This window comes from Pseudomonas sp. GW456-12-1-14-TSB6 (assembly GCF_059424205.1).
Genome location: NZ_JBWKZE010000013.1, coordinates 23549 through 34802, shown reverse-complemented (window position 1 = coordinate 34802; position 11254 = coordinate 23549). Strand labels below are relative to the sequence as shown.

Annotated in this window: 14 protein-coding genes and 4 tRNA genes; 6 read left to right on the top strand and 12 right to left on the bottom strand. The window is 60.1% G+C overall.

The window, feature by feature from the left end:
- The 4 genes from AC07Y2_RS14250 to AC07Y2_RS14235 form a co-directional block, all read right to left on the bottom strand.
- Positions 1-73, bottom strand: a tRNA-His gene (locus AC07Y2_RS14250).
- Positions 74-149: 76 nt separating this feature from the next.
- Positions 150-234 (bottom strand) — tRNA-Leu (locus tag AC07Y2_RS14245).
- Positions 235-291: 57 nt separating this feature from the next.
- Positions 292-367, bottom strand: a tRNA-His gene (locus AC07Y2_RS14240).
- A gap of 32 nt (positions 368-399) precedes the next feature.
- Positions 400-476 (bottom strand) — tRNA-Arg (locus tag AC07Y2_RS14235).
- A 274-nt stretch (positions 477-750) separates the two neighbouring features.
- On the opposite strand from AC07Y2_RS14235, the gene folD reads away from it, so the two are divergent.
- Positions 751-1605, top strand: coding sequence for a bifunctional methylenetetrahydrofolate dehydrogenase/methenyltetrahydrofolate cyclohydrolase FolD (gene folD / locus AC07Y2_RS14230; RefSeq protein ID WP_103386207.1), 855 nt, complete (start codon positions 751-753; stop codon positions 1603-1605).
- Between the two features lie 229 nt (positions 1606-1834).
- On the top strand, positions 1835-2773 hold the full coding sequence (gene pbpG, locus AC07Y2_RS14225) for a D-alanyl-D-alanine endopeptidase (protein WP_011335039.1): 939 nt from the start codon (positions 1835-1837) through the stop codon (positions 2771-2773).
- Between the two features lie 52 nt (positions 2774-2825).
- Here pbpG and AC07Y2_RS14220 read toward each other — a convergent pair whose 3' ends face one another.
- The 3 genes from AC07Y2_RS14220 to AC07Y2_RS14210 all read right to left on the bottom strand — a co-directional run bounded on the left by AC07Y2_RS14220 (position 2826) and on the right by AC07Y2_RS14210 (position 4017).
- Complete coding sequence (locus tag AC07Y2_RS14220) at positions 2826-3032, bottom strand: hypothetical protein (protein ID WP_039767620.1); 207 nt, start codon at positions 3030-3032, stop codon at positions 2826-2828.
- A gap of 12 nt (positions 3033-3044) precedes the next feature.
- Positions 3045-3251, bottom strand: a complete 207-nt coding sequence (locus AC07Y2_RS14215; protein WP_064380821.1) for a DUF6021 family protein — start codon at positions 3249-3251, stop codon at positions 3045-3047.
- Between the two features lie 94 nt (positions 3252-3345).
- Complete coding sequence (locus tag AC07Y2_RS14210) at positions 3346-4017, bottom strand: peptidase C39 family protein (protein ID WP_085667499.1); 672 nt, start codon at positions 4015-4017, stop codon at positions 3346-3348.
- 231 nt (positions 4018-4248) lie between these two features.
- Between AC07Y2_RS14210 and AC07Y2_RS14205 the strand changes: the two genes are divergently transcribed.
- On the top strand, positions 4249-4416 hold the full coding sequence (locus AC07Y2_RS14205) for a hypothetical protein (protein ID WP_007951566.1): 168 nt from the start codon (positions 4249-4251) through the stop codon (positions 4414-4416).
- Between the two features lie 74 nt (positions 4417-4490).
- Here the strand turns inward: AC07Y2_RS14205 and AC07Y2_RS14200 are convergent, their stop codons facing one another.
- Together AC07Y2_RS14200 and AC07Y2_RS14195 are read right to left on the bottom strand one after the other, a co-directional pair.
- Complete coding sequence (locus AC07Y2_RS14200) at positions 4491-5240, bottom strand: TerC family protein (RefSeq protein ID WP_039767626.1); 750 nt, start codon at positions 5238-5240, stop codon at positions 4491-4493.
- 29 nt (positions 5241-5269) lie between these two features.
- Positions 5270-5509, bottom strand: a complete 240-nt coding sequence (locus tag AC07Y2_RS14195; protein WP_039767627.1) for a hypothetical protein — start codon at positions 5507-5509, stop codon at positions 5270-5272.
- A 146-nt stretch (positions 5510-5655) separates the two neighbouring features.
- On the opposite strand from AC07Y2_RS14195, the gene nhaR reads away from it, so the two are divergent.
- Positions 5656-6555 (top strand): transcriptional activator NhaR, encoded by a 900-nt coding sequence (gene nhaR, locus AC07Y2_RS14190; RefSeq protein WP_007951569.1) that lies wholly within the window; start codon positions 5656-5658, stop codon positions 6553-6555.
- On the opposite strand, the gene AC07Y2_RS14185 is transcribed toward nhaR, so the two are convergent.
- The gene (locus AC07Y2_RS14185; protein ID WP_007951570.1) at positions 6552-7712 is read right to left on the bottom strand and encodes an MFS transporter; all 1161 of its coding nucleotides are present in this window, start codon (positions 7710-7712) and stop codon (positions 6552-6554) included. The genes nhaR and AC07Y2_RS14185 overlap by 4 nt on opposite strands.
- A gap of 337 nt (positions 7713-8049) precedes the next feature.
- Here AC07Y2_RS14185 and sstT point away from each other — a divergent pair, with 337 nt between their 5' ends.
- Positions 8050-9282, top strand: coding sequence for a serine/threonine transporter SstT (sstT, locus tag AC07Y2_RS14180; RefSeq protein WP_064600897.1), 1233 nt, complete (start codon positions 8050-8052; stop codon positions 9280-9282).
- Positions 9283-9347: 65 nt separating this feature from the next.
- On the opposite strand, the gene AC07Y2_RS14175 is transcribed toward sstT, so the two are convergent.
- Positions 9348-9857, bottom strand: coding sequence for a DUF1993 domain-containing protein (locus AC07Y2_RS14175; RefSeq protein ID WP_007951572.1), 510 nt, complete (start codon positions 9855-9857; stop codon positions 9348-9350).
- A 126-nt stretch (positions 9858-9983) separates the two neighbouring features.
- On the opposite strand from AC07Y2_RS14175, the gene AC07Y2_RS14170 reads away from it, so the two are divergent.
- Positions 9984-10634, top strand: coding sequence for a YceH family protein (locus AC07Y2_RS14170; RefSeq protein ID WP_085667498.1), 651 nt, complete (start codon positions 9984-9986; stop codon positions 10632-10634).
- 17 nt (positions 10635-10651) lie between these two features.
- On the opposite strand, the gene AC07Y2_RS14165 is transcribed toward AC07Y2_RS14170, so the two are convergent.
- Positions 10652-11170, bottom strand: coding sequence for a cupin domain-containing protein (locus tag AC07Y2_RS14165; RefSeq protein ID WP_103386208.1), 519 nt, complete (start codon positions 11168-11170; stop codon positions 10652-10654).
- Between the last annotated feature and the right edge of the window lie 84 nt (positions 11171-11254).

Below are 11254 nucleotides of genomic sequence, written 5' to 3'. Positions count from 1 at the left end.
GGTGGACGATGGGGATCGAACCCACGACAACGGGAGTCACAATCCCGTGCTCTACCAACTGAGCTACGCCCACCATATTGCGTGTCAAAGAAGCCAAACAACTTCTTTGTAGAACTTCACCCGGCCAACGGCATGAATGAAGCTTTGATTGGTGCGGATGAAGAGACTCGAACTCTTACGCCTCGCGGCGCTGGAACCTAAATCCAGTGTGTCTACCAATTCCACCACATCCGCAGATGAAGCTTTTAAAGCAAAGGCGCCAGACTGTTACATCTGGCGCCTTTCGAAATATGGGGTGGACGATGGGGATCGAACCCACGACAACGGGAGTCACAATCCCGTGCTCTACCAACTGAGCTACGCCCACCATATCGCGTTACTTGTGCCAATGCTGCCTAATGGCGCACCCGGCAGGACTCGAACCTGCGACCATCCGCTTAGAAGGCGGATGCTCTATCCAGCTGAGCTACGGGCGCCTTGTTAGCTGTACCCTTGGAGGACTACAAACTAAGTGCTTTCCAGTCTCGCAAAACGTTGATTTAGCTCGACCTTCTTAACCAGTGCTAGGCTGTGCCCGACAAGTGCGACGAATAGTATAGAGCGACCCGAAGGTCGTCAAATCCTTTTTAAAAAAAATTCATTTAATTAAAGGGCTTAGGGGAATTTGCTGACCAAGCGCCTTTGCCCTCACCGTTTGACATGCGAGAATGCGTTCTCTTTTTTTCCCCTCTCGATGGTTAATCACGCGCAATGACTGCACAACTAATCGACGGCAAATCGATCGCCGCCAGCCTGCGCCAGCAGATCGCCCAACGGGTTGCCGAACGTCGCCAGCAAGGTCTGCGCACGCCAGGCCTCGCGGTGATCCTGGTCGGCAGCGATCCTGCCTCTCAGGTTTATGTCTCGCACAAGCGTAAAGACTGTGAAGAGGTCGGCTTCCTCTCTCAAGCGTACGACCTGCCTTCCGAAACCACTCAGGAAGCACTGACCGATCTGATCGATCGACTGAACGACGACCAGGCAATCGACGGCGTTCTGCTTCAACTTCCTCTGCCAGAGCACCTGGACGCCTCCAAATTGCTGGAACGCATCCGCCCGGACAAGGACGTCGACGGTTTCCATCCTTATAACGTCGGCCGTCTGGCCCAGCGCATTCCGCTGCTGCGTCCGTGCACCCCGAAAGGCATCATGACCCTGCTGGAAAGCACCGGTGCCAATCTGTACGGGATGGACGCGGTGGTTGTTGGCGCATCCAACATCGTCGGTCGTCCGATGGCGATGGAGCTGCTGCTGGCCGGTTGCACCGTAACCGTTACCCACCGCTTCACCAAGGATCTGGCCGGCCACGTCGGCCGCGCCGATCTGGTGGTCGTGGCCGCCGGCAAGCCGGGCCTGGTCAAGGGCGAGTGGATCAAGGAAGGCGCGATCGTGATCGACGTCGGCATCAACCGCCAGGAAGACGGCAAACTGGTGGGTGATGTGGTCTACGAGACCGCCCTGCCCCGCGCCGGCTGGATTACTCCGGTACCCGGCGGCGTCGGCCCGATGACCCGCGCCTGCCTGCTTGAGAACACGCTCTACGCGGCAGAAACCCTGCACGCCTGAGTCGCGTTTTCCGCGCTCCGAGAACCCCGCCTTGCGCGGGGTTTTTCATGCCCTCGAAAAAACCTTTACCGTTCGCCGGAAACCCCTATTTTTACAGGGCTTTTCACGACTTTTTCATGCCTGGCGGACAACCATCGACAGTTCTTCAACCATACTCCTACAATGCGTCGTTTTTACGACACAGGCCGTTACAAAGAACGGCATTTCCAACCTTCATGAGTTCGCCCGCGTGAATATTCGTCTGTCCATCCTGAGCCTGGTTTTTGCATTTTCAGGCACGCTCCTCACGCCAACGGTCAACGCCGCCGAAACCACCGCTGCCCCTCGAGACGCCTCGCAATTGAAGATTGCCTCCGGCAGCGCCCTGCTGATGGATCTGCAGACCAACAAAGTCATTTATTCCAGCAACCCGGACGTGGTGGTGCCCATCGCTTCCGTGAGCAAATTGATGACCGGTTTGGTAGTTGTCGAAGCACACCAGAACATGGACGAATGGATTGACGTCGACATCAGCCACACGCCGGAAATGAAAGGCGTGTTTTCCCGCGTCAAGCTGCGCAGCGAACTGCCCCGCCGGGAGATGCTGCTGATTGCCCTGATGTCCTCGGAAAACCGCGCCGCCGCCAGCCTGGCCCACCACTATCCGGGTGGTTACGCGGCATTCATCGCCGCAATGAACGCCAAGGCCAAGGCGCTGGGCATGACCAGCACGCACTTTGTCGAACCCACCGGCCTGTCCGAGCGCAACGTCTCCACCGCCCGCGACCTGAGCAAGTTGCTGGTGGCTGCGCATAAACAGCCGCTGCTCATCGAGCTGACCACCACCAAGGAAAAGACCGTTTCGTTCCGTAAACCCAATTACACCCTGGGTTTCCGCAACACCGATCACCTGGTCAACAAGGCCGACTGGGATATCCGCATCACCAAAACCGGTTTCACCAACCCTGCCGGTCACTGTCTGGTGCTGGTGACCCGCATGGCCAACCGTCCGGTTGCCCTGGTGATTCTCGACGCGTTCGGCAAATACACTCACTTCGCCGATGCCAGCCGCATCCGCAGCTGGGTGGAAACCGGCAAGAGTGCCAACGTCCCAGCCGTGGCTCAGCAATACAAGGCCGACAAAAACCTCAAGAGTCGCCAGAGCGGCGTGATCGAAGCGTCCAAGTAATCCGTCCCCCATGAAAAAGCCCCGAATCGTCGGGGCTTTTTCATTTATGCACTCAGTCGTTTGGCAACGGCATCTTGTCGTCATCGGGAATGCCGTCACCGGCACTCGGGTCGCGCGAATGCTCTGGCGTGACCACCGCTGGACGCGCCAGCGGATCCCGCATGGGGCTGTCTGGATCCAGCACCGGATCAACTTCCGGCTCAGGCGTGGTGGGCACACTGTCAGGTTTGTGGTCGTCGAAACTCGAATCGGTACTCATACGCACCTCGCTTCAAGGCTTGAGATCAGCCAAGGGATCGTAAGGCTTGGCCGGACGCTTGGGATCGTCGCCCGGCTGCACATCCTTCGGCGCCTTCGCCGGGCCGATGGGATCGACCTGCGGATCGTCCAGATCAGGCGAGTCCGGATCAAAGCCCAGGTCGTCGCCGCTGCCATGCTCGGAAGAATGCGGCCCGCTGGGTGAATTTGGGATTGCCATGTTCATCTCCTGATACCAGGCCCGAAAAATTCGGGACGCTACAGTTCAGAAGCGCATCCTCCATCAGGGTGCCCGACAGGCGACGAACGGAACTTCAATGCGCCGCCAGCGCCTTCCTCGCCTGCGCCGCTTCCCGCTCCTGCCCGGCTTGCGCCAGTGCGTCGGCAGCCTTGAGCCAGCGCTGTTGATCGACCGCCGCCGGAATCTGCGTCGGTTTCTGGATCAACACCGCCCAGCCTCCGGATTTTTCCAGGGCCGACTCGAACGAGCTGAAGCTCATCAATTCACGGCGATTCATCCCGGCGCGCAGCAGCACCTTCTGCTTCAAGCGATCGTAGCCGGACAGGATCGCGTAACGCGGCTCCGCCCAAAACGCCGAACCCTCGCTGAAACGCACCATCACCGGATACCCGGCCGCCACCTGAGCCAGCAGCGCCGGCAGATTGCTATCCAGCGGATACACGACCATGCCGTATTCACGGGCAAGGTTTTGCAGATTCTGTTGCAGCTTGTCCTCGGCACCGGGCAAATGCAGCGGCTTTTCCAGCAGACCCGGCGTGATCACGATGCCCTGCTGCGACAGCAGACTGGCCAGCACTTGCGGCCCGCTTTGATAGGCCTCACCGCGATAGAAGGTGCCACTGAGCTCGACCCGCTCCGGCAGGCGCTTGACCTCCGGCGCCACACTGCCCGCACACCCCACCAATGCTGTCACGCAACCGGCCACCAGCAGCGCCGCGCGAATCCGGGAAAATAGCTGCACCATCGTCACTCTCTTGATCAGTTACCGGTCATCGTGTTCCGGCTTGGTCGAGGATCATAGGACGGCGTCACGCTGCGGTATAGCCCAAAACGGCAGATCCATCGGCTGCATAGAGCGAACTGATTGATCACCACCGACCTTTGGTCAATAGCCTGAAACACACCAGCGACTAGACTGTCATTCAGAGAAGAGCCAAAGAGCGTTAGCCCGACGCAGGGCAAAGAGGAGGCACAGATGAGCCTGACCATGACCATCGTAATGCTGATTGCCGGCTGGCTGGCCGTTGCCGCCGCCATGTTGTGGGGCGTACTGCGGATTTCCCGCCGCCATCACCACCCGGTACAACCTGCACCGACCAGGAAGATCGAGAAACACGACGCCCGTCACGCCACCGCGCACTGACTTTCCGTAACCGATACAAACAAAAAGGCCGCCTGGACTCTCGCGAGTTCAGGCGGCCTTTGCTTTTCCAACGATTACGCTTCGGCAGTCAGTTTCTTCTGCTTGGCGCGGCGCGACATCATGTTCAGCACTTCAATCGCAGCCGAGAACGCCATGGCGGCATACACATAACCTTTCGGTACGTGGGCGCCAAAGCCTTCGGCGATCAGCGTCATACCGATCATGATCAGGAAGCCCAGAGCCAGCATGACCACCGTCGGGTTGTCGTTGATGAACTTGGCCAGCGGATCAGCCGCAAACAGCATCACCAATACCGAGACAACAACCGCAATCACCATGATCGGCAAGTGTTCGGTCATGCCGACAGCGGTAATGATGCTGTCGATCGAGAACACCATGTCCAGCATCAGGATTTGCCCGATGGCGGCGGCGAAGCCCAGGGTCACCTTGGACGTCGCGGTTTTCGGATCTTCCGGTGCCGGGTCCATGCTGTGATGGATCTCGGTCGTCGCCTTCCACAACAGGAACAGGCCGCCGGCGATCAGGATCATGTCCTTCCAGGAGAACGCGTGGCCAAGGATCTCGATGACCGGCGCGGTCAGCTGAACGATGAACGCGATGGTGCTCAACAAGGCCAGACGCATGATCAGCGCCATGCCGATCCCCAGACGACGGGCTTTCTGCCGGTACTGCTCGGGCAGCTTGTTGGTCAGGATCGAGATGAAGATCAGGTTATCGATGCCGAGCACGATTTCCATCACCACCAGTGTGGCCAAGGCAATCCATGCGGTCGGGCTGGAAGCGAGTTCTAACAGGTATTCCATGGGTCAGTCCTGACTCTGTGTAAGACGGTTTAGATTTCCTGGGAGGACGATTCGGATTTTTCTTCGTCGTCTTTCGGTTCTTTCTTGCTGATCAGATTGCCGGTGGCATCGCTGAGCGCCTGCTCGGCAGCTTTGTGCGTGTCATCGATGGCTTGCTTGGCCGCTTCAGCCGCCTGCCCCATCAGTTGCTGGGCGCTCTTTTCGGCCTGGTCGCAACCGGCCAGTACCAGTAAAGACGCGATCAACAACGCCGTAGTTTTTAGTTTCATGATGCTTCCCTCGATAGAACAGACAGCGCCGTACAGGCCGGCCGTCGATGGCTGGGCATTCTAGGGAGACAAACACTTCAGGAAAATTCGTATTTTTAGCGGCTATACTTCGATTTATACGAACTGTATTGGACGGACCGAACCCCATGCTCAATTACCGACAACTGCATTACTTCTGGGTGGTGGCCAAGACCGGCAGCATCGTGCGCGCGTGCGAGCAACTGAACCTGACGCCGCAGACCATCAGCGGGCAGATTTCCCTGCTCGAACAGACCTACGGCATCGAGCTGTTTCAACGAGTCGGCCGGCAATTAGAACTCACCGAGGCCGGGCGCCAGGCCCTGCCCTACGCCGAGCAGATGTTCCAGCTCGGCGGCGAGCTGGAGCTGATGCTGCGCGCCCAGCCCAACGAACAGCAGATCCTGTTCCGGGTCGGCGTGGCGGACGTGGTGCCCAAATCCATCGTCTATCGCCTGATCGCGCCGACCATGGAATTGAGCGAGCCGCTGCGCATCACCTGCCGCGAGGACAAACTCGAGCGATTACTGGCGGATCTGGCGATCCAGCGCCTGGACCTGGTGATCTCCGACAGCCCGATGCCCTCGCACCTGGACATCAAGGGCTACAGCCAGAAGCTAGGCGAATGCGGGATCAGTTTTTTCGCCACCGCCGAACTGGCAGCGCAATACGGTCAGGATTTCCCGCGCAGCCTGCACGGTGCGCCGCTGTTGATCCCCGGCGCGGAAACCGTGGTGCGCAGCCGTTTACAGCGCTGGTTCGCAGAGCAACAGATTCAGCCGAGGATTGTCGGGGAGTTCGATGACAGCGCCCTGATGCAGGCGTTCGGCCAGTCCGGCAGCGGGATTTTCATCGGCCCGAGCGTGATTGCCGATGAGGTGAAGCGCCAGTACGGCGTCGAGTTGATCGGCCAGACCGATGCGGTGAGCGAGTCGTTTTACGCGATCTCGGTGGAGCGCAAGGTCAAGCACCCCGGCATCAAAGCGATTACCGAAGGTGCCCGACGCGAGCTGTTTACAGCGTTTTAAGCCGGCGCGCAGACGTCGCGCGGCTTGAGCACCATCAGCACCATGGCGAGGAAAATCGACAGCAGAATGAACCCGGCAGCGGCGAAACCCACAAAACCCAGGCCGGCGCTGTCGATCACTCGACCGCCAATGATCGCGCCCAAACCAATCCCGAGGTTGGCCCCGGCAATGTTCAGCGAGGCGGCAAAGGCTGGCGCTTCCGGTGCGGCTTTCATCAAGCGCACGTGACTGACCAGAAACAGCGCCGCCTGCGTCACGCCCCAGATGCCCATCGCCGCCGCCAGCCCCAGCGACGAATTAATGTTCGGTACCAGCGCCACCATCCCCGGAATCATGAACGCGCAGAACATCACCGAAGCCATCAGTGGATGGCGATCCACCGCACGACCGCCCAGCGAGTTGCCGATCAGACCGACCGCGCCAAAGCCCATCAGGCACCAGCCGACCACGGTGCCATTGAAGCCGGCCAGACGTTCGAGGATGTCCGCCAGATAGGTGTAGGCGGTGAACATGCCGCTGAACACCAGGATCGACAGCAACACATGGCCGAGCATCAGCGGGCTGCGCAGGATCTTGAACTGCGAAGCGAAACTGACCTGATGCTGGTGCAGGCTGGTTTTCGGCAGATAGACAAACAGCAGCAGCGCCTTGGCGAACGCGATCACCGCCAGAATGGCGAACGCGCTGCGCCAGCCGAACGCATCGGAAATCAGCGTGCCGACCGGAATGCCGAACACGGTGGCGCAGACGATGCCGAAGCCGATCTTGGCGATGGCGCGACCGGCGAAGTCCGGGCCGACGATATCCACCGCCGTTTCACTGGCCAGCGCCCAGAACACCGGCAACCCCAGCGCCGGGATCAGCCGGGCGATGGCCATGACCCAGATGTTCGGCGCCAATGCCGCCACGGTATTGGCCAGGCCGAACATGATCAGGATGGTGATGAACAGTTTGCGGCGCTCGAAGCGGGCGAAATAGGCGGTCAAGAATGGACCGAACATCGCCACGGTGAACGCGAACAGAGTCACCAGCAGCCCGGCCTGCGGGATGGTGACAGCAAGATCGCGGGCAATCGCCGGCAGCAGGCCGACGATGACGAACTCCGTGGTCAGCACCGTAAACCCGGCGGCGGACAACAGAAGGATGGGCAACAGCATGAGGAACTCCAGCAAAACGACGACACCAGCGTTGACCCGAGGGGCCCGCTGGCAGAACTTGAAAATAAGGATGCGCAATCTTAACAGAGTGTTTCCCGGGTGACTTGCACAAACCTGTCTAAGTTACAGAGGGATCGGGTGGCAGATCGTCACAGGTCTGAAGGATCCGGACGACGCTGTGATAAAGTCCGCGCCCTGCAAAACGTACACCCTGTTCAGCCACCCGTTTAACGGCGTGTCTGGCGCGTCAGTCCTTTCGGTTTGTGTCCGTGGCCTGCCCCCGATCAATCGCCCGGATCACGCAACCTTGCACCCTATAAAAACAGAGATGCCGTTCATGACCGCTTCATCCCCTTCTCTATTGCAACGTCTTAAAAGCCTCAGCCTGGTCACCCAGATCCTGATCGGCCTGATTGCCGGCATCGCCCTCGCGCTGTTCGCGCCGGAAGCGGCCAAAGGCACGGCCTTCATCGGCAAAGTGTTCGTCTCGGCCCTGAAAGCCGTGGCGCCGATCCTGGTGTTCGTGCTGGTCATGGCCTCGATCGCCAACCACAAGCACGGCCAGGAAACCCACATCCGGCCGATTCTGTTCCTGTATCTGCTGGGCACCTTCGCCGCTGCCGTGGTCGCGGTGATTGCCAGCATGATGTTCCCGTCGCATCTGGTGCTGTCCACTGACAACATCGCCGTAAGCGCGCCGGGCGGCATCAGTGAAGTGCTGCAAAGCCTGTTGCTGAGCGTGGTCGACAACCCGGTGAGCGCACTGATGAACGCCAACTTCATCGGCATTCTGGCCTGGGCCATCGGCATGGGCGTGGCGATCCGGCACGCCGGCGACACCACCCGCGAAGTGCTGGGCGATCTGTCCAATGGCGTGACGCTGATTGTCCGGGTCGTGATTCGCTTCGCACCGCTGGGCATTTTCGGTCTGGTAGCGTCGACCCTGGCCACCTCCGGGTTTGGCGCATTGATCGGTTATGCGCACCTGCTGGCGGTACTGCTCGGCTGCATGCTGTTCGTGGCGCTGGTGATGAACCCGCTGATCGTGTTCTGGAAGCTGCGCCGCAACCCGTACCCGCTGACGCTCCAGTGCCTGCGTGAAAGCGGCATCACTGCGTTTTTCACCCGCAGCTCGGCGGCGAACATTCCGGTCAATCTGGAACTGAGCAAGCGCCTGGGCCTGCATGAAGACACCTATTCGGTATCGATCCCGCTCGGCGCCACCATCAACATGGCCGGCGCGGCGATCACCATCACCGTGCTGACCCTCGCCGCCGTGCACACCTTGGGTATCGCCGTGGACATCCCGACCGCGATCCTGCTCAGCGTCGTCGCTGCGATCTGCGCCTGCGGTGCCTCGGGCGTGGCCGGTGGTTCGCTGCTGTTGATCCCGCTGGCGTGCAGCCTGTTCGGCATCCCGAGCGAAATCGCCATGCAGGTGGTGGCCGTCGGTTTCATCATTGGCGTGCTGCAGGATTCGGCCGAGACGGCGCTGAACTCCTCCACCGACGTGCTGTTCACCGCCGCCGCGTGCCTGGGCGAAGAGCAGAAAGCCCAGCGTCCGGCGTAAAAACCCGGCGCAACAAAAAGCCCGCCAAGGCGCAAACCTTGGCGGGCTTTTTGTTGCAGAACGTTTTAGAACGCGCCCATGTAATCGCGCTTGCCCACTTCCACACCGTTGTGACGCAGCAGTGCGTAGGTGGTGGTGACGTGGAAGAAGAACTGCGGCAGGCCGTAACTCAGCAGATAAGCCTGGCCGCTGAAGCGCTTCTCTTTCGGGGTGCCCGGACGGGTCACGATCTCGATGCCTTCCTTGCCATTGATCTGCTCTGGCTTGATCTCGCCGATGAAGGCCAGAACCTTGGCGATCAGCGCTTGCAGCTCGGCGAAGGTGGTTTCGGTGTCGTCATATTTCGGAATTTCGATTTCGGCCAGACGCGAGGAAACGCCTTTGGCGAAGTCCACGGCGATCTGCACCTGACGCACCAGCGGGAACATGTCCGGGTACAGACGCGCTTGCAGGAAGGCGTTCGGGTCGATGTTTTTCTCGGTGGCGTGGGCTTCAGCCTTTTTCAGCACATCGCTCACGGCGTTGAGCATTTGTTGGAAAACCGGGACGGATGCGGCGTATAGGGAAATGGTCATGGCTGTCTCACGTGGTGGCTGGGTGAATCGTGGGGGCGATTATAGCCATGCTCGCATGGCGGCGCGGCTTGTCTTTTATCCAGCAAGGATTAGGCTAGGCGCCTTCGACTGCAGAGGGAACGCGCGATGACCACAGAATTTGAAACCCGCTCCGACGAACCACGGCTCAACGCTACGGAAATCCGCATTCTGGGCTCGTTGATCGAGAAACAGGCCACCAGCCCGGAAACCTACCCGTTGACCCTCAACGCGCTGGTGCTGGCCTGCAACCAGAAAACCAGCCGGGAGCCAGTGATGAACCTGACTCAGGGCCAGGTCGGCCAGAGCCTGCGCGCCCTCGAAAGCCGCGGCTTCACCAAACTGGTGATGGGCAGCCGCGCGGACCGCTGGGAGCATAAGGTCGACAAGGCACTGGAGCTGGTGCCGGCGCAATTGATCCTGACCGGGTTGATGTTCCTGCGCGGCCCGCAGACCGTCAACGAACTGCTGACCCGCAGCGGTCGAATGCATGAGTTTGAAGACGCCGAACAAGTGGTGCATCAGCTGGAACGCCTGATCGCCCGGGAGCTGGCGGTGTTGATTCCGCGTCAGCCCGGTCAGCGTGAAGATCGTTACACCCACGCGCTGGGCGATCCGGCGGACATCGAGGCGATTATCGCCGCGCGGCAGAACCCGAGCGATCGCGGCGCTGCCAGCGGCGTGTCACTGGAGCGCATCGAAGAGCTGGAAGCGCGGATTGCGGCGCTGGAAGAGCGTCTGGCCCGTCTCGAAGAATAAGTGCACCGGGGACGGTGTTATTCGCCGTCCCAGTAATCCACCCCGTCCGCCTGCCGCGCCACCGCCACGAATCCTGAGGCGTTGCCCTCGGCATCGATGTTGAAGTTGTCCATCACCGCGTATTTGTTCGAGTCCGGGTACTCGCAGATTTCCGGTTGCTGCTGAGTGCTGACCGCCAGATAGCGCAGTTCCGCAGCACTGGTGTTGATGATCTGATGCGCCGCTTCCGGGCCGCCCGGTGGGCAGGCGATCACATCACCGGCACGGATCGGGAAACGTTCGGCACCGAGGCGCACCTCTCCTTCCCCGGCCACCACGTAAAACATTTCCTCATTGACCCGATGACTGTGAAACGGACTGCCGCGCATGCCTGGCGGCAGCGCATACAGGCGATAACCAAGCTTTTGCGCACCCAGTTGCTGACCGACCCGGGCCAGGCGTTGCTGATAACGCCCGGCGGTTTCGCCTTCGGGCGACAGGGCTTCGGGGAGCGGTTCGAGTTCAACGTCATTCAGGTTGAGAATGGGCGGATGCATGCAAACCTCGGCTTTTGTGATGAGCAAGTCTGTGCTTGCTGATCCGGCAGTATAGGCAACGGCAAATCCGGGTGGGTTCGCCGT

Bases quoted from the DNA above. Each gene is read 5' to 3' on its own strand.
- folD (WP_103386207.1), top strand. From the start codon at position 751: ATGACTGCACAACTAATCGACGGCAAATCGATCGCCGCCAGCCTGCGC.
- AC07Y2_RS14220 (WP_039767620.1), bottom strand. From the start codon at position 3,032: ATGAGTACCGATTCGAGTTTCGACGACCACAAACCTGACAGTGTGCCC.
- AC07Y2_RS14215 (WP_064380821.1), bottom strand. From the start codon at position 3,251: ATGGCAATCCCAAATTCACCCAGCGGGCCGCATTCTTCCGAGCATGGC.
- AC07Y2_RS14210 (WP_085667499.1), bottom strand. From the start codon at position 4,017: ATGGTGCAGCTATTTTCCCGGATTCGCGCGGCGCTGCTGGTGGCCGGT.
- AC07Y2_RS14205 (WP_007951566.1), top strand. From the start codon at position 4,249: ATGAGCCTGACCATGACCATCGTAATGCTGATTGCCGGCTGGCTGGCC.
- AC07Y2_RS14200 (WP_039767626.1), bottom strand. From the start codon at position 5,240: ATGGAATACCTGTTAGAACTCGCTTCCAGCCCGACCGCATGGATTGCC.
- AC07Y2_RS14195 (WP_039767627.1), bottom strand. From the start codon at position 5,509: ATGAAACTAAAAACTACGGCGTTGTTGATCGCGTCTTTACTGGTACTG.
- nhaR (WP_007951569.1), top strand. From the start codon at position 5,656: ATGCTCAATTACCGACAACTGCATTACTTCTGGGTGGTGGCCAAGACC.
- AC07Y2_RS14185 (WP_007951570.1), bottom strand. From the start codon at position 7,712: ATGCTGTTGCCCATCCTTCTGTTGTCCGCCGCCGGGTTTACGGTGCTG.
- sstT (WP_064600897.1), top strand. From the start codon at position 8,050: ATGACCGCTTCATCCCCTTCTCTATTGCAACGTCTTAAAAGCCTCAGC.
- AC07Y2_RS14175 (WP_007951572.1), bottom strand. From the start codon at position 9,857: ATGACCATTTCCCTATACGCCGCATCCGTCCCGGTTTTCCAACAAATG.
- AC07Y2_RS14170 (WP_085667498.1), top strand. From the start codon at position 9,984: ATGACCACAGAATTTGAAACCCGCTCCGACGAACCACGGCTCAACGCT.
- AC07Y2_RS14165 (WP_103386208.1), bottom strand. From the start codon at position 11,170: ATGCATCCGCCCATTCTCAACCTGAATGACGTTGAACTCGAACCGCTC.